This is a genomic window from Sphingomonas sp. (genome assembly GCF_048594985.1).
GTDB lineage: Bacteria > Pseudomonadota > Alphaproteobacteria > Sphingomonadales > Sphingomonadaceae > Sphingomonas_I.
In genome coordinates this window covers 1-16,902 of the sequence record NZ_JBMDXG010000323.1, presented here as the reverse complement: position 1 = coordinate 16,902, position 16,902 = coordinate 1, and the positions used below count along the sequence as shown (strand labels likewise).

Annotated in this window: 13 protein-coding genes; 6 read left to right on the top strand and 7 right to left on the bottom strand. The window is 67.2% G+C overall.

Annotation, left to right across the window (positions count from 1 at the left end; genetic code table 11):
* The first annotated feature begins 91 nt into the window (after window positions 1-91).
* Window positions 92-2,563 carry a DNA topoisomerase (ATP-hydrolyzing) subunit B gene (gene gyrB, locus ACOJSF_RS13255; protein WP_420142671.1) on the top strand — a complete coding sequence of 824 codons (2,472 nt, stop codon included), beginning with the start codon at window positions 92-94 and terminating at the stop codon, window positions 2,561-2,563.
* A gap of 44 nt (window positions 2,564-2,607) precedes the next feature.
* On the opposite strand, the gene ACOJSF_RS13250 is transcribed toward gyrB, so the two are convergent.
* The 3 genes from ACOJSF_RS13250 to ACOJSF_RS13240 all read right to left on the bottom strand — a co-directional run bounded on the left by ACOJSF_RS13250 (window position 2,608) and on the right by ACOJSF_RS13240 (window position 8,343).
* Window positions 2,608-3,765, bottom strand: a complete 1,158-nt coding sequence (locus ACOJSF_RS13250; RefSeq protein WP_420142670.1) for a YncE family protein — start codon at window positions 3,763-3,765, stop codon at window positions 2,608-2,610.
* 124 nt (window positions 3,766-3,889) lie between these two features.
* Window positions 3,890-6,970, bottom strand: coding sequence for a TonB-dependent receptor domain-containing protein (locus ACOJSF_RS13245; protein ID WP_420142669.1), 3,081 nt, complete (start codon window positions 6,968-6,970; stop codon window positions 3,890-3,892).
* A 398-nt stretch (window positions 6,971-7,368) separates the two neighbouring features.
* On the bottom strand, window positions 7,369-8,343 hold the full coding sequence (locus tag ACOJSF_RS13240) for a cupin domain-containing protein (protein ID WP_420142668.1): 975 nt from the start codon (window positions 8,341-8,343) through the stop codon (window positions 7,369-7,371).
* A gap of 107 nt (window positions 8,344-8,450) precedes the next feature.
* Between ACOJSF_RS13240 and ACOJSF_RS13235 the strand changes: the two genes are divergently transcribed.
* The gene (locus tag ACOJSF_RS13235; RefSeq protein WP_420142667.1) at window positions 8,451-8,966 is read left to right on the top strand and encodes a hypothetical protein; all 516 of its coding nucleotides are present in this window, start codon (window positions 8,451-8,453) and stop codon (window positions 8,964-8,966) included.
* Here ACOJSF_RS13235 and ACOJSF_RS13230 read toward each other — a convergent pair.
* Entirely contained in the window at window positions 8,944-10,248 is a 1,305-nt protein-coding gene (locus tag ACOJSF_RS13230; protein WP_420142666.1) for an MFS transporter, read from the bottom strand. The genes ACOJSF_RS13235 and ACOJSF_RS13230 overlap by 23 nt on opposite strands.
* Window positions 10,249-10,403: 155 nt before the next feature.
* Here ACOJSF_RS13230 and ACOJSF_RS13225 point away from each other — a divergent pair, with 155 nt between their 5' ends.
* The 3 genes from ACOJSF_RS13225 to ACOJSF_RS13215 are packed head-to-tail and all read left to right on the top strand — an operon-like array spanning window position 10,404 to window position 12,824.
* The gene (locus tag ACOJSF_RS13225) at window positions 10,404-11,315 is read left to right on the top strand and encodes a cupin domain-containing protein (protein WP_420142665.1); all 912 of its coding nucleotides are present in this window, start codon (window positions 10,404-10,406) and stop codon (window positions 11,313-11,315) included.
* A 28-nt stretch (window positions 11,316-11,343) separates the two neighbouring features.
* Complete coding sequence (locus ACOJSF_RS13220; RefSeq protein ID WP_420142664.1) at window positions 11,344-11,766, top strand: hypothetical protein; 423 nt, start codon at window positions 11,344-11,346, stop codon at window positions 11,764-11,766.
* A 44-nt stretch (window positions 11,767-11,810) separates the two neighbouring features.
* Window positions 11,811-12,824, top strand: a complete 1,014-nt coding sequence (locus ACOJSF_RS13215) for an SMP-30/gluconolactonase/LRE family protein (RefSeq protein ID WP_420142663.1) — start codon at window positions 11,811-11,813, stop codon at window positions 12,822-12,824.
* A 9-nt stretch (window positions 12,825-12,833) separates the two neighbouring features.
* On the opposite strand, the gene ACOJSF_RS13210 is transcribed toward ACOJSF_RS13215, so the two are convergent.
* From ACOJSF_RS13210 to ACOJSF_RS13200, 3 genes are read right to left on the bottom strand one after another with little or no spacing between them, the layout of a single operon-like run.
* A complete protein-coding gene (locus ACOJSF_RS13210) occupies window positions 12,834-13,358 on the bottom strand; it encodes a gamma carbonic anhydrase family protein (protein WP_420142662.1) in 525 nt (174 codons plus the stop codon).
* A complete protein-coding gene (locus ACOJSF_RS13205) occupies window positions 13,358-13,666 on the bottom strand; it encodes a hypothetical protein (protein WP_420142661.1) in 309 nt (102 codons plus the stop codon). Before ACOJSF_RS13205 ends, ACOJSF_RS13210 begins: the two co-directional genes overlap by 1 nt.
* 10 nt (window positions 13,667-13,676) lie before the next feature.
* Window positions 13,677-15,596 carry a pyrroloquinoline quinone-dependent dehydrogenase gene (locus tag ACOJSF_RS13200; RefSeq protein ID WP_420142660.1) on the bottom strand — a complete coding sequence of 640 codons (1,920 nt, stop codon included), beginning with the start codon at window positions 15,594-15,596 and terminating at the stop codon, window positions 13,677-13,679.
* 164 nt (window positions 15,597-15,760) lie between these two features.
* On the opposite strand from ACOJSF_RS13200, the gene ACOJSF_RS13195 reads away from it, so the two are divergent.
* Window positions 15,761-16,902, top strand: a 1,142-nt coding sequence (locus ACOJSF_RS13195; protein WP_420142659.1) for a CaiB/BaiF CoA transferase family protein, incomplete at its 3' end; no start/stop codon positions are given.

Genomic DNA, 16,902 nt, shown 5'->3' with positions numbered 1-16,902 from the left:
CCGTCCGCGCCTGAGGCGCGCCGCGCCCGGCGCGGCGCCGGAGGCCTCCATTTCGCTTGGGTTTCGACCCCCGAATCCCGATATGCTGGGCATGGCAACCGACCCCCAGACCAACGAATATGGCGCCTCCTCGATCAAGGTGCTGAAGGGCCTCGACGCGGTCCGCAAGCGTCCCGGCATGTATATCGGCGACACCGACGACGGATCGGGCCTCCACCATATGGTGTTCGAGGTCAGCGACAATGCGATCGACGAGGCGCTGGCCGGGCATTGCGACCGGATCGTGATCACGCTCAACCCCGACGGGTCGGTCTCGGTCGAGGATAACGGGCGCGGCATTCCGACCGGCATCCACCCCGAGGAGGGCGTGTCGGCGGCCGAGGTCATCATGACCCAGCTCCATGCCGGAGGTAAGTTCGAGAATACGTCCGACGACAATGCCTACAAAGTGTCGGGCGGTCTGCACGGTGTTGGCGTGTCGGTGGTGAACGCGCTGTCCGAATTCCTGGACCTGACAATCTGGCGGGACGGCGAGGAGCATTTCCTGCGCTTCGCGCATGGCGACGCGGTCGCGCCGCTCAAGGTCGTCGGCCCCGCGCCGGCGGGAAAGAAGGGGACGCGCGTCACCTTCCTGCCGAGCCCGGCGACGTTCAAGATCACCGAATTTGATTTCGAGAAGCTGGAGCATCGCTACCGCGAGCTCGCCTTCCTCAATTCGGGCGTGCGCATCTTCCTGGTCGACGCGCGCCATGCCGAGCATCAGGAGCATGAACTGTATTACGAGGGCGGGATCGCGGCCTTCGTGAAGTATCTCGACCGCGCCAAGACGCCGCTCTTCCCGGATCCGATCTCGGTCACGGGGCAGCGCGACGATATCGGGATCGACGTCGCGCTGGAGTGGAACGACAGTTATTACGAGCAGGTCCTCTGCTTCACGAACAACATCCCCCAGCGCGACGGCGGCACGCACCTGGCCGCGTTCCGCGCCGCGCTGACCCGTACGCTCAACAATTATGCCGACAAGTCGGGCATGATGAAGAAGGAGAAGGTCAGCCTCACCGGCGATGACATGCGCGAGGGGCTGACCGCGATCGTCTCGGTCAAGCTGCCCGATCCCAAGTTCGGATCGCAGACCAAGGACAAGCTCGTCTCGTCCGAGGTGCGCCAGCCGCTCGAAAGCCTGATGGCCGACAAGCTCGCCGAATGGCTTGAGGAAAACCCGCAGCACGCCCGGTCGATCATCCAGAAGACGATCGACGCGGCCGCCGCGCGCGAAGCCGCCAAGCGCGCGCGCGAGGCCAGCCGCAAGAGCGTGATGGGGATCGCCTCGCTGCCCGGCAAGCTCGCCGACTGCCAGGAACGCGACCCCGCCAAGTGCGAGCTGTTCCTGGTGGAGGGCGACAGCGCCGGCGGCTCCGCCAAGCAGGGCCGCGACCGCAACATCCAGGCGATCCTGCCGCTCAAGGGCAAGATCCTGAACGTCGAGCGCGCGCGTTTCGACCGGATGCTGTCGTCGAAGGAGGTCGGCACGCTGATCCAGGCGCTCGGCACCGGCATCGGCCGCGACGATTTCAACATCGAAAAGCTTCGCTACCACAAGATCGTCATCATGACGGACGCCGACGTCGACGGCGCGCATATCCGGACGCTGCTGCTGACCTTCTTCTACCGGCACATGCCCGACATCATCGAGCGCGGGCATCTGTTCATCGCCCAGCCGCCCTTGTTCAAGGTGACGAAGAACCGGCAGGAACGCTATCTGAAGGACCAGCCCGCGCTCGACGCCTATCTGCTCGATAACGGCCTGTCGGGCGTGCTGCTCGAAGGGGCCGAGGGGCAGCGCGGGGGCAACGACCTGCGCAACATGGTCGAGCATGCGCAGCGCATGGCGCGGCTGATGGCCTATGTCCCGCGCCGCTACGCGTACGACCTGGTCGAGGCGCTGGCGCTGGCGGGCGCGCTCGATCCGGCGCTCGGCGACCGGCGGGCGGTCGCCGCCGCGGTCGCCGCATGGCTGGGCCGCGCCGATCCCGAGGCGCGGTGGGAGGTCGAGGCGACCGGTGAGGGCGGCTTCCACGCGCGCCGGCTGTGGCGCGGCGTGACCGATCACCATGTGGTCGATGCGGGCTTCGTCCAGTCGGCCGAGGCGCGCAAGCTGCACACGCTCGCGAGCGAGCAGGCGGACAGCTATGCCGCGCTATCGCGGCTGGTGCCGATCGGCCTCGCCGAAGCGGACGAGGGTGCCGACGATGCCGAGGAGACGGCAAGCGCCAGCACCAAGGGCATCACCCGAATCGCGCGTCCGTCCGAACTGCTCGAGGCGGTGCTGGCCGCCGGGCGCAAGGGCGCGGCGATCGCGCGCTACAAGGGGCTTGGCGAGATGAATGCCGAGCAATTGTGGGAGACCACGCTCGATCCAACCGCGCGCTCGATGCTGAAGGTCGAGGTGGCGCAGGCCGACGTCGCGGACGAGATCTTCACCCGCCTGATGGGCGACGTGGTCGAGCCGCGGCGCGAGTTCATCCAGGAAAATGCGCTGAGCGTCGCCAACCTCGACGTGTGACTCAAGCTGGCCGGGGCGGCGATCCACCGCCCCGGCCAAGCGCTTCAATTGTGGCGTGCGGTGGCGATCGCGCCGGGGCGGGCATCGAGCTGGATCAGGCTGGCCCGATCGGCTTGAAGCGCCCTTCCATCGAAACGGAACGCCTCGATCTGCTTGGCGGCCGAGCATTGCACCATCACCAACGTCTCATCGGTGCGCCACGCCGCGCCCTGGCACCAGGCGCCGGTCCGCGCCTCCGCCACGGGCACGAGCCCGCTGGCGCCGGTGCGGAACACGACCAGTAATCCGTAATCCTTGTAAGCTGGCGAGTCCCTGGGCGCGGTCGAGCCATTCTGGACGACGGCGGCGAGGTAACGCCCGCTTGGCGACAGGCCGATATGCTCGGGCGTGATGCCGGTATCGACCTGATCGATCATCCGCCCGGCGGCGAGATCGACGATGCCGATCGCGCCCGGCTTGGGCCCGCGCGTGGCCGACGGCGCGCGGCCGCCGAGATGCGACACATAGGCGCGGTCGCCCTTGGGGCTGATCGTCAGGCTGTAGGGCTGCGGCCCGATCGCGATGCCGTCGCCCGCGCGCGTCAGCCGCTGACCCGCAACCGCCAGCGGAACGAGGCGGCTGGTGCCCATCGCCACGACATAAGCGGTGCGGCCGTCGGGCGCGAAGCCCACGTCGGCCGGGCGCGTCTTCGGATCGAAGCGGATCGTGTCGAGCGGGGTCAGGCGGTGATCGGCGAGCGCGAAGACCGAGACGCTGTCCGCCTCCATGTTGGCGACCAGCACCAACGTGCCCGCCGGGTTGATCGCGACGCCGGCCGCGCCCGCGCCGGCATGCGCGGTCTGGACGAGACGCGGCGCGGCGGGACGCGACAAATCGATCAGCGAGACGATGTCTGCATGGGCGAGCTTGCCTTCGGCATCGAGCGTCTGCGCCGCGGCGACGATCACCAGCCGGCTGTCGCGGGTGAGCGCGACGCCCGAGGGCGGGCCGACCACGCTGCCGGGGACGGGCAGGGTCGCGAGCTGGCGGACGGGCGTCCGCCCCAGATCCAGGACGGTGATCGAATCGGCGGTGCGCGGGGCGTCGGGCTCGGCGGCGGGACGCGCCTTGCCGTCGTTGGCGGAGACCGCGATCTGCGCGGGAGACCTGGCGGCGAGCGTGAGGAAAGCGAGGGCCGCGCAGGTATGAATTTGTCGAATCATGGTGCTTCCCCTTCGGAAAGGATCCGGGACCGGGCCGGCATCTTCATCGGGGAAGGCCGGTCGCGGCCGGACAAAGGTGCCGCCCGTCGTGGCTTCGACGGGCGGCAGTGGGGGGACAGGCGAGTTAGAGGTTCACGCGCAGACCGAGCGAGATGAGCCGCCCGATCGGGTTCGAGACGAACCCGTTATAACCCCAGGCGCCGCCCAGGATGCCGGCGGTGTTGCCGTTGTAGAAGGGCGGATCCTTGTCGAAGAGGTTCTGCACGTCGACATAGACCTGCCAGCCGTTGAGCACGCTTTCGTCGCGGAACTCGTACTGCAGGTGGAGGTCGAAGGTGTTGTTGGCCTTCACCCGGTCGCCGCCGCCCGTGGGGTTGCCGGCGGAGTCGACCGTGATCGGGATGACCGAGGTGGACGACCAGTTGCGATAGCGGCCGGTATAGTTCCAGAACAGGTCGGCCGAGATACCCGCCAGGCTCCAGCCGAGCTGCGCGCGGTTCTTGAACTGAACCGACGGGAAGGTCGTGTTGTAGCCCGACGTGTTGAGGATCGAGAAGTTGGTCCCGCCGCCGAAATTCTGGGTGAATTTCGTGAAGTAGGTGCCCGACGTGCCGAACGTGAAGCGGCCCGCCGATCCGATCTCGGTCTGGTAGCTGAGCTGGTAGTCGATACCCTGCACCTTCAGGTTGAGCGCGTTGCGGCTCGACTGATCCAGCAGGAAGTAGACCACCGGCGGCACCGCACCGGAGATGGTCGCGCCATTGTCGACATTGGCGAAGGTATTGATCTGCTCCGCGGAACAGCCGGTCGGGCACAATGTCAGCAGATCACGCAGACCGGCCGAGTTCACGATCGCAGTCGGGCTCGGCGAACTCACGCCGCCGATGAACTTGTTGCTGAAAAACGTGAACGAGCTGACGAAGCCCGGCAGGAAACGCGGCGAGAAGTCGACGCCCGCCGACCAGCTCCGCCCCTTTTGCGGGACCATGTTGGAGAAGCCGCCGCCGAGCTGACGACGCAGACCCGAGGGGGTGGCGCCGCTGCCGAGCGTGCAGACCTGGCCCGCCGTCGCCTGCGCGCAGGAGATGTTGGTGTTCTGGATGATCGCGTTCGGGATCAACCGCACGTCGGGGTAATTGTTGACCGGAACGTTGATCGAGCCCTGCGTGCCGACGCTGCCCGACGCATAGAGATAGCCCTGCGTCGGATCGCCGATCACCGCCGTCGGCGGGGCCACGAACGCGCGGCTGTAATTGCCGCGCAGCTTCAGGCCGGGGGTGACTTCCCAGTTCGCGGCGAACTTCGGATTGGTCGTGTCGCCGACGTCGCTATATTTGTCGTAGCGGCCCGAAATGCTGACGTCGATCCGATTGGCGAGCGGAATTCCCATCTCGGGCGAAACCAGCGGGATGTAGAGTTCGGCATAGGCCGACTTCACGGTCCGGTCGTAGCGGTAGACGCGGAAGTTTGACCCGTTGGTCGTCGGGCCGGTATTGTTGCTGCCCGCAATCTTCTGTTCCTGGTTCTGCCAGAAATATTCGCCGCCGACCGCGACCTTCATGTCGCCGGCGGGCAGTTTGAACAGCGAGCCTTGCAGGTCGAGCTTGGTCTGGTTGAAATTGTTGTAATTCGTGTTCGAGGTCTGGTTCGTGTAGAGGCGGCGCAGCGTCGCCTGCGAGGTCCGGCCGGTGCCGACGCCCCATACGTCGATCGCATTGTCGACGGTCAGCGGGAATTGCGTTGCGATGACGTTCTGACCGGCGATGTTGGTGACGGTGTAATTGCCCGACACCTGCGTCGTGCCGTTGAGTGCGAGCATGGCGCAGGCGCTGCAGAACGTGTCGACGTTGTTGAGCGAGGAGCGATTGCGGCCGAAGGCATCGCTGAACGTCAGCGTCCAATTATCGCTGAGCTTATAGTCGGCGATGAAGGTCGCGTAGATCGAATCCGAATCCGACTCGCTGGTGCCGTAATCCCCGTCATCGCGCAGAGCGAGGAAGTTGATCGCCTGGCGCGTGCCGTTGGGCGCGCCCGTCGGGTTGGTATAGAACGGATTGACCTGACCCTGCAGAACCGGAACGCCGGCCGCGATCGAGGTGCCGACGGCGGCTTGCGAGAAGGCCGCGCCGTTGAACGTGCCCGGCCCCTGCGGATTCTTCGTCTTCTGATAATTGTAGTTCAGCATCGCGGTGACCGACAATTTGTCGGAGAAGTCGTTCACCACCTTCATCATCGCGTTGGCGCGGAACTGCGCCGATATCAGGGTCGAATAGACCGAGTTGTTGCACGGCGCGTTGGTCGCGTTGTTCGCCACGGTGCTCGTCGCGCCGGGCGACAGGAACACGCCCGACGGCGTCGCGCCCGAGCTCACGCCCGTCACCTGGATCGTCGCGGGGTTGCACGAGAAGCTGTTGTTGTTGCTGCCGCCGACATCGCGATAATCGCCGCGGCTGGCGAAGCCCCGGTCCTTGTTGCGCAAGTTGCTGCCGTCGCTGTAGCCGCCGGCGACATAGACGCCGCCCGTGTCCCAGCGCGTGCCCCAGATGAAGTTCACGTCCTTGACGTTGTAATTGTCGGCGAAGCCGTAGCGCGCGTTGATGTTGATGCCGTCATAGGTGCGGCGCGTGATGAAATTGACCACGCCCGCGACCGCGTCCGACCCGTAGACCGACGATGCGCCGTCGGCGAGCACCTCGACCCGCTGGATCGCGCTGACGGGAATGATGTTGGGATCGCTCTGCGCGAACTGCGTGCCGCCGCCGGGCAGGCGCAGGCCGTCGATCAGCACCAGCGTGGTGTTGGACGAGGAGCCCGCAAGGCTGTGAATCTGCGGCGAATAATAGGAATAGGCGTTCTCGCCCTGCGCGACCGAGCCCGCGGTCGAGATGGACGGCACGGTGTTGACGATCTGCGACACGTTGACCGGCGCGACCTTCTCGATCGCCTCCTGCCCGAGCGACACGAGGTTGGAGCCGATCGGGGCGACGCCACGGATCACGGTGCCGGTGACGACGATGTCCTGATCGGATTGGGTCGTGTCGGCCACGACCGGAGTGGGCGTCGCCCGACCCACGACTTCACCCTGATCGGACGTGACGTTGCCCGTTCCCGCCGCGGTCTGCGCGGTCGCCCCGGTCGGCGCGAGCATCGCGGCAATGATCGCGACAAGCGATCCTTCCAGCCCAATGCGTGACGAAAGTCGCATTTCGTGACCCCTTTCTGATTGTCATCCCCTCGGCCGCTAGGATTTTCATATCCTATACGATCCAGAGATAGAGGCATAAGGCTGTCGACTAACGTCCGTCAAGTGCACGCAATCAATAAGGAGAGAGCGAGACCGTTCTACGGCGAGCAATTATATAATAGGCGTCTCGCGCTGCGCCGCAGGGCCTTAAAGATAAGACTAAATTAGAGATCGTTATTGTGCGGATGCGAAGTTTTGTTTGCGCTAACATGCTGCATCACGGCACGAACGGGAGGGGATTTGCAATTAACCAATGCTTATCGTCGATTTCAGGAATGAATAGGCCGACATGAACACACGCCGAAAGCCGCGCATGCGATCGCATGCGCGGTCCGGAGCCGGTATCAATCCGCCGACGGCTATTGCCGTCCGCCGGACTCCACCGTGTAGTTATGCAAGCCGCGCGGGTAGGGATTGATGGCGACGCGCGTCCCCATCTGCCCCACGGGTCCACCGAAGCTGGCGCGGTGCCAGCGGCCTTCGGCGGCGGTCACGACGTCGCCGGGCGACGCGGTGAAGAAAGGCACGCCCTCGATCTGATAATCGATGTTGCCCTCCATTACGAACCAGAATTCGTCATAGCCGAAATGGTAGTGACCAAGGACGCTGGCCGGTGGCGTGGGCGTGCCGCGACCGCGGATGTTGTTCACGAACATATGGTCGCTGGCGATGAACGCGCCCGCGCGCGCGCCGCCGCCGATCACGTCCTTATAATAATCGAGATAGGGCTTGTGTGCGCCGTCATAGACGCCCGGCCCGCCCGACAGGACGGCCTGCATATAGGTATAGCCCTTCACGTCCTTCGGCTTGTTCGGCTGGCTCGTCACCGGATAGATGGGCAGATCGCCGGCGGCGTGTACCTCCAGCCATAGAGCGGGTTCGGTGCCGATCGCCTCGACCGTGAAGGGCAGGCGGAAGGGGACGTTGATCTCGAACCCCTTGGTGGCGACGAACGGCTCCTGCCCCTTGATCTGGACGCGAAGCTGCCCGCCCCACACGATCATCGCGGTGCGGTTATCGGGATACTGAACCTCGGGCATGCGCCCGCCGGGCGCGAGCTGGTGCCAATCCGCCGCCAGATCGTCGTTGCGCACGATCGGCTGGACCCAGTTCTTCTCGCCTTTGTGAAGCGCGAGCACGTCGGCCAGCTTCCACCAGGCGCGGTTCGGCGATTCATAGGCGCGGTAGGGGGTACGCTTGGGCGCCCAGCCGATCTCGAGCGGGGGCCGCGACGCGCCCGGCGGCGGCCCGCCCGGGGGAGGCGCCTGTGCGATCAACGCGGTGGCGATCGATGCGCCGGCACATAGTCCCAGCGCGGCCTTCAGCAGCGTCATCGCACTCTCCCTCTATCGCGATCCGCTCAGCGGCAGGATCGCTTGTTTCCTATACGATATGATCTTAGCGCTTGCAGTCAAATGGAAAAGACGAGGAGAGTGACCGCATGAAACAGGCTTTCCGCATGACCGCGCTGGCGATGGCCGCACTGCCGACGATGGGCTTCGGCGCGACGCCGGCACAGGATTGCGCCGCGATCGACGACGCGGCGTCGCGACTGGCCTGTTACGACCGCGCGGCGGGACGGGGCAACACGCCGCCCCCCGCGCGCCCGTCCGTGCCGTCACCGGCGGCATCACAGCCTGGGCCGGTGGTGCACAGCGAAAGCCCGCCCCCGGCACCGCCCGCGCCCGTCGCCGCGACGGGGCGCCAGCCCGTGCCGGGCCGGGACCAGCTGCGCAGGCGCACCGATTTCGACAGTCGGATCGTGGCGGTCGAGCGGCTCCGCCGCAACTATCACCGGCTGCGGCTGGAGGACGGCACGGTCTACGACACGGCGGTGCAGGGGCTGCCGCCTGCGGTCGGTACGCCGGTCCATGTCCGGCGCACGCCCGTGGGCACGACCTATTTCGACCTGCCGGACGCCAAGCCGATCGCGGTCAGGATGCCACGCCGGCTTTGACGTCGGCGGGCACATCCTCCGCGACCTTGTCGTCGGGGACGAGCAGCCGGTTGGGATCGACCACCGCCCACGCGCCCACGCCGAGGAGCACGACGGTCGCCCCCGCGACGAACGCGGCGGTCCAGCCGAACTGCGCCGCGATCCACGGGGTCAGCGAGGCGGTCACCGCGCCGCCGATCTGGCACCCCATGTTCATGAAGCCCGAGACGACCCCCGTGTGCGGCCCCGCTATGTCCGCCGTCACCGACCAGAAGGAGCTTTGCGACAGGTACATGGCCCCGGCGCCGCCCGCGAGCACCAGCACCGCCACCGTCGCGTCGCTCGCGGTCGAACCCAGGATCAGAAAGATGCCGGTGAGCACGAACGAGACCATCGCGAGCCCCGACCGGCCCCAGTAAAGCCCCCGCCGCGCGGCGATGCGATCGTTCAGCACGCCGCCCGCCAGACAGCCGGCGGTCATGCACAGGAAGGGCCGCATCGCGTAGGCCGCGCTCGACTTGATATCGAGCTGGCGCGCCTCGGCCAGGTAGATGAAGAACCAGCTGAAGAAGATCCAGATCACGTAGCCGAAGGCGAAATAGCTCCAGAACAGGCCCCACACGTTGCGGCTGGTGAGCACAATGCCCCACGGCACCGCAACGCGCTCGACCGGCTTGGCCGGCGGAAGGCCGGCGCGGATATGGGCGAGCTCACCCGCATCGACGCGCGGATGCTCCTCGGGCCGGTCGCGCGCCACCCAGTACCAGACCAGCCCGGCGACCAGCCCGAGCACCGCGCAGACGTAGAAGGAGGCGCGCCAGCCGCCCCACAGGATGATCGCGGTGATGAGCGGCGGGGTGATGCCCGAGCCCGCGCCGACGCCGGCGAAGATCCAGCCATTGGCCTTGCCCCGCTCCTGCGCGGGGATCCAGCGCGCCACGAACTGATTGCCGGACGGGTAGACGACCGATTCGCCGATCCCGAGCGCGAAGCGCGTCAGCGCGAGGAACAGCAAGGCGTTCGCCCCCGTGGGCGAAATCAGCGCGGTCGCGGCGGTGAACACGCCCCACCATAAAAGCGCGCCGGTCAGCACGATGCGCGGACCGAAGCGCGCCGCCAGCCACCCGGCCGGCACCTGGAACAACGCGTAGCCAACTAGAAACGCACTGAAGACCCAGCCGAGTTCGACCTGATCGATCGCATATTCCTGGCGCATCGCGACGCCCGCGACGGAGATGTTGGTGCGATCGAGAAAGGCGATCGCGCTGATGACGAACAGCAGGAAGATGAGGACGAGCCTCATCCGGGAACGTGGGCGTGACGCCATGCGAGGATCCTCCCGACACCGCGGCCTGATGACCGTCGGCGCAAATAATATCATATATGACTTTTCGGCGGATGCTTGTATGCCCGAACCCGAGACCGGATCAACCGGCCATATCGACGGGAGAAGGGGCTTTGAGGAGACCTCGCGCGGCGGCCCTGGCGGGCGGCCTGCTGATGTGCATGGCAACGAGCGGAACGTGGGCGGCAAAGCCGCTGGCCGAGCGGATCGGGCATACCGACCCGTCGCGCTTTCGGCAGGCAAGCGGCGTGCACGGCGGCGCGGGATCGATGAAGTTCGGTCCGCTGCTCGGCACCGACGCGCTCGCCAGCAACCTGATCTTCGTCCATCGCGGCGAGATCGCGCCGCGCAGCGGGATCGGCCAGCATTTCCATAACCAGTGCGAGGAGATGTTCGTCATCCTCGACGGCGAGGCGCAGTTCACGGTCGATGGCCGCACCTCGACGCTGAAGGGGCCCGTGGGCGCGCCCAACCGGATGGGCGCGGCGCACGGCATCTATAATGCGACCGACCGGCCGCTGCAGTGGCTGAACATCAATGTCGGCACGACCAAGGCCTATGACAATTTCGACCTGGGCGATCCGCGCGTCGGCGTGCCGATCGACCCGATCCCGCAATTCATCACGATGCGGCTCGACCGCGCGCTGCTCAAGCCGATGGCGGCCAATGCCGGCGGCGCGGGGCAGGTCCTGTATCGCCGCGCGCTCGACCCGGCCGTCTTCTCGACCGCCTGGTCCTATGTCGATCATCTGCTGCTGGCGCCCGGCGCATCGGTGGGGGCCGCGACGCAGCCCGACATGAGCGAAGTCTATTACGTGATGGGGGGCGAAGGCGAGATCACCGTCGGGACGGAGACCGCCAAGGTCCGCGCGGGCGACGCGGTGCCGGTCGATCTCGGCGAGAGCCGCGCGCTGCGGCAGTCGGGGGCGGCCCCGCTCGAACTGATGGTGATCGGGGTGGCGCGCGATCTGGACGCCAAGGCGCGCTATCGCGCGGCGATGGCGGCCTTGCGGCCCCGGCGCTGATCCACGGATTTTGACAAGGAGGGATGCGATGAACCGGCGTGGCTTGCTGAAGATGATGGGGCTGGCGGGGGCGGTTGCCGCCGTGCCGGGGGCCGCGGTGCGCGCGGCGCCCGCGACGGGCAAGAAACCGATCGTGCTCTATTGCGATCTCGCGGTCGATCCGAAGCGCGAGCAGGAGATGCTGACCGCGTTCCACACGCGCTTCAAGCCGGCGGCGGAAAGCTTTCGCGGGCGCGGCTTCCTCGATCTCAAGATGCTCAAGCTGCGCAGCGTGATCCAGGGCGGCCCCGCCCCGGCGGCGGGCATCAACTATCGCTTCCAGCTCACCTACGAGAGCGAGGAGCAGCGCCAGGTGTGGATCAAGTCCGACATCCACCAGGAGGTCTGGCCGCTGATCGAGAATACGGTGCTCAACAAGGATTATCTGGTTCTGCTCACCGACAGCGTCTGAGCCGTCCGCCGCGCACCGTTCCTAGCATTCAGGAGAGTTTCCGCATGATCCGCCTGCGCCTCGCGCTTGCCGCCTTGTCGGCGCCCATGCTTCCCGTCGCGATCCCGCCGGCCGCCGCGCAGCCGGCGGCGGCCGCGACGGTCGAGCGGCTCGATCCCGCGCTCGACGCGGTGATCGCGCCGGGGACGCGGATCGAACGTATCGCGACGGGCTTCATCTTCGCCGAAGGGCCGATGTGGCGCGACGGGCGGCTGTGGTTCTCCGACGTGCAGGGCGACAGGGTGGTGGCTGTCACCCCCGCCGGCAAGACCGAGACGCTGATCACCAATGCGGGCGGCTATAAGAACCCGCCGGCGGGCGCCAATATCGGCCCGAACGGCATGGCGCCCGCCGCCGACGGATCGGTCCTGCTGACCCAGATGGGCGCGCGCCGGATCGTGCGCGTCGATGCGAACAAGGCGATCCATCCGTTTCTCGCCGAATATCAGGGCAAGCGTCTTAACAGCCCGAACGACCTCGTCGTCGCGGGCGACGGGGCGGTGTGGTTCACCGACCCGCCGTTCGGATTGTTCAAGGGGATGGACAAGGATCCGGCCAAGGAACTGCCGTTCAACGGCGTGTTCCGGTACGCCAACGGCAAGCTGACCGCCGCCGCCACGGACATGCCGCTGCCCAACGGGATCGGCTTCGCGCCCGACGGGCGCACGCTGTACGTCAGCAATTACGGGCCGGAAATGTTCATCCGCGCTTATACGGTCGGGGCAGACGGCGCGCTGTCGAACCCGCGCATCCTCACCCGCTTCGACGCGGCGCAGGGCGAGGGCGGGCCCGACGGCCTGAAGGTCGATTCGGCGGGCAACGTCTGGGCGACCGGCCCGGGCGGCATTTCGATCATCACGCCCGCCGGCAAGGTGATCGGACGCATCCGCATGCCCGAAGTCGCGGCCAACCTCGCCTTCGCGGAGGACGGCCACGTGGTCTACATCACCGCGTCGAGCAGCGTCTATCGCCTGCGCAGCGCGGTGGCGGGCACGCTGCCCCGCCACATGCGGGAGTAGTGACGGGGGTCAGTCGACCCGGCGGAGGTTGGCGGCGAAATGCGCCTGGCGTTCGGCATAGCCGGACGCCGACCGCCTGAGCCCCTCGATCATCTCGGGCGAGAGCGCGCGCACCGCCTTGGCGGGTGCGCCGATGATCAGGCTGCCGGGATCGAAGCTTTTGCCCTCGGTCACGAGCGCGCCCGCTCCGATCAGGCAATCGTCGCCGATCACCGCATCGTTGAGCACGGTCGCCCCCATGCCCACCAGCACGCGGTTACCCAGCGTGCAGCCGTGAAGGATGGCGTGATGTCCGACGGTGCAGTCGGTACCGAGCGTGAGCGGGCTGCCCGGATCGGAATGGAGCATCGCCCCTTCCTGGACGTTCGTGCGATCGCCGAGCTGGATGGGCGTATTGTCCGCGCGGATCACCGCGCCGAACCAGATGCCGACCTGCTCGCCCAGCCGGACGTCGCCGATCAGGTCGGCCGAAGGAGCGACCCAGCTCGACCCCGGAACCCGCGGCGCGCGGCCGTCAATCTCGTAGAGCGGCATTATTGCGCGGCGGGGGCGGGCGCGCCGTAATGCGCCGCCAGATAATCGGTGATCGTCTTCGCCTCCTCGGGCGATACCTCGGCGCCGCGATCCGCCATGCTCTGCACGGTCGCGGCCCAGTCGGTCGCGCTCTTGTGTTTGGCGAACACCTGGCCCGTCGTGTGGCAGAAGCCGCACCGTTCGTTGATCAGGTCGAGTCCCGGCCCCGGCGGGGGCGCGGGATCGGCCGCCATGGCATGCGCCGCGAGCAGCGACAGCGCCCCCAGGGCGAGAAAGACGGCGGGACGCTTCACAACATTTCCTCTCACGCGCGAATCCTCAAGGCAGGGCATAGGCCACGACCGCGTCGCTCGTCGCGGGCGAAAAGGCGAAGCCCCCCGTGGCGACGACGGCCACCATCTGCTTCCCGTTCTTGCTGCGGTAGGTCATCGGCGTGCCGTAGTTGGAATCGGGCATCGTCGCCTGCCACAGCAGCTTGCCGCTGCGCGTTTCGAACGCGCGGATCTGCTTGTCCTTGGTCGCGCCGATGATCGTCAGGCCGCTGGCGGTGGTGATCGGCCCGCCCGCGCTGATCTGTCCCGCATCCTTGAACGCCGGGTCCTGATTGTCGCCGAGCGGACGGCGCCAGGCGACCGTCCCCTTGTTGACGTCGACGGCAACCAGTTCGCCCCACGGCGGCTTCTGGCACGGATTGCCGCTCTGCGGGTCCATGAAATAGGCGTAGCCTGCCTTCATGCCCCACGATCCGTCGGGCTGCTGCGCGAGCTGCTGCGGGCTGGCCAGCGCGTTGATGTTGATGACGTAAAGCCCGAGCTTGGGATCGAACGCGCCGCCGCCCCAATCGACCCCGCCGAGACTTCCCGGGAAGGAGTTGACCGCGCTGTCGGCGCGCAACGGCTGGAACGGCTTGCTCGGCACGACCTTCAAGTCGGCCACGATCTTCTGGCACGTCGCGCGGAGCGCCGGCGAGGCATCGACCAGATCGGCCTCCTCGTAAGACAGGCGCGCCAGCGGCGGCGGCGCGACCGGCATCGGCTGCGTCGGCCACGGCTGCTCGCCAGGCACGTCGGTCTCGGTCGGGACCGGCGTCTCGCGCACCTCGTAGATCGGCTTGCCCGTGACGCGGTCGAGGATGAACATGATCGCGGTCTTGTTCATCACCGCGATCGCCGGGATCGTCCGCCCGCCGCGACGCACGTCGATCAGCGTCGCGACCGGCAGATCGAGATCCCAGATGTCGTGGTGCACGGTCTGGAAGTGCCAGAGATACTTGCCCGTCTTCGCGTTCACCGCGACGATCGAGTTCGAATAGAGATTGCTGCCCCGGCGATCCGCGCCCCAGCGGTCGAAAGTCGGCGCGCCGATCGGCAGATAGGCGATGTCGCGCTTTTCATCGACGATGACGAAGGTCCACACGTTCGTGCCCGAACGCTGCTTCCAGCTTTCGCCCTCCCACGTGTCATGGCCGGCTTCGCCCGGCTGGGGGATGGTGCGGAAGGTCCAGACGAGCTTGCCGGTGCGCATGTCCCACGCACGCACGTCGCCGGCCGCGCCCTTGACCGGCATCTCCTGCACGCGCGACCCGGTGATGACGAGGTCCTTGTAGATGGTCGGCGGGCTGCTGAGGCCGAGCGGCGCGCCGCGCATCCCGTTCATCACCTCGGGCGTCTTCATGTCGACGATGCCGTCCGCGCCGAAGCCCGTTGCCGGTCGGCCGGTCGCGGCGTCGAGCGCGATCAGCTTGCCCGAGCGCGTGCCGAACACGATGCGCGCGCCGTCGCCCTTGCCGCCGGGCCAATAGGCCACGCCGCGCGTCGACGGCTGGTCGCGATTTGCCAGGTCGTAAGCCCACTTCTCGCGCCCGGTCGCGGCATCGAGCGCGACCACCCGGCGATAGGGCGTGGACAGGTACATCGTTCCGTCGACCACCAGCGGGGTCGCCTCCGACGCGGAGAAGCCGGTGTTGAAGCGCTTCGCAACCTCGGCGGGAAGAGGCACCGTCTCCGCCTGCGTGCCGGCGGGACGCATATGATAGGTCCACGCCTCGCGCAGCGTGCCGACATTGGCGGGGGTAATCTGGGTCAGCGGCGAATGGCGCGCGCCGCCGCCGTCGCGGCCGTAGCTTTCCCAGTCCCCGGGCCCGGCGGCCTGGAGCGGGGCGCCGAGCATGGCGGTGGACATGAGGGCGAGCATGGCGGCGCGCGCGCGACGCGGGCGCACCTGTGGCTGCTGGTTCAAGCGGCTCTCCGTTTCGGCCGGATGAAAATGGTCCGGCATCGTTGTTCTTTGACGGTCGCGATGCTAGCAGCCGCGCAAATCATATACAATATGATCCGAGGGGCGCGCGAGCGCTCGATCTGCGCTATGGCCCTCGGCAATCGCGCCAACGGACAAGGAGACGGATGATGGGGACGCTGCCGCTTGCGGGCTTGAGGGTATTGGACATCTCGCAGGTGATGGCAGGCCCGTTCTGCTGCATGCTCCTGGGCGACATGGGCGCGGACGTCATCAAGATCGAGCCGCCGCGCACGGGCGATTCGACCCGCCATTCGATGGGCTTCCGCCTGAAGGGCGAGGACAGCCCGGGCTTCCTCGCGCTCAACCGCAACAAGCGCAGCATCACGCTGAACCTGAAGGACGATGCCGACCGCGAGGTGCTCTACGCGCTGGTGCGGAGCGCGGACATCCTGGTCGAGAATGCGCGGCCCGGCGTCGCCGCGCGGCTGGGCATCGATTACGACATGCTGGCCGCGATCAACCCGCGGCTCGTCTATGCCAGCATTTCGGGCTTCGGCCAGACCGGCCCGTGGGCGCAGCGGCCGGGTTACGACCTGATCGCGCAGGCGATGTCGGGCATTCTCAGCTCGAACGGGTTCGAGGGCATGGAGCCCGCCAAGAATTCGATCGCGGTCGCCGATCTCGGCGCCGGCCTGTTCTCCTCCTACGCGATTTTGAGCGCGATCATCGGGCGCGAGAAGAGCGGCAAGGGCCAGTATATCGACGCCTCGCTGCTCGAAGCGGCGATGGGCCTGTCGGTGTGGGAGACGACCGAATATTGGGGCACGGGCAAGCCGCCGGTGCCGATCGGATCGGCCAACCGCATGTCCGCCCCCTATCAGGCGGTGATGGCGTCCGACGGCTGGTTCGTGATCGGCGCGGCCAACCAGAATCTGTGGCTGACGATGATAGCCGTGATCGGGCGTCCCGAGCTGCAGGACGATCCGCGCTATTCGACCAACGCGGCGCGCGTGGCGAACCGCCTAGCCCTGATCGAGGACCTCGCCCCCACGTTCGTCACGCGGACGGGTCAGGAATGGATCGACGCGCTGCTCGATGCGGGCGTACCGGCCGCGCCGATCCTGGATTACGGCCAGGCGGTGGCGAGCGAACAGGCGGTCGCGCGCGACATGGTGCAGATGATCCCGCACCCGGTCGAGGGCGAGTTCCGCGCCCTCGGCTTCCCAGTGAAGATGCGCGGCACCCCGCAGGAAGTACGCCTGCCCCCGCCGCTCCTGAACGAGCATGGCGACGAACTGCGCCGCGA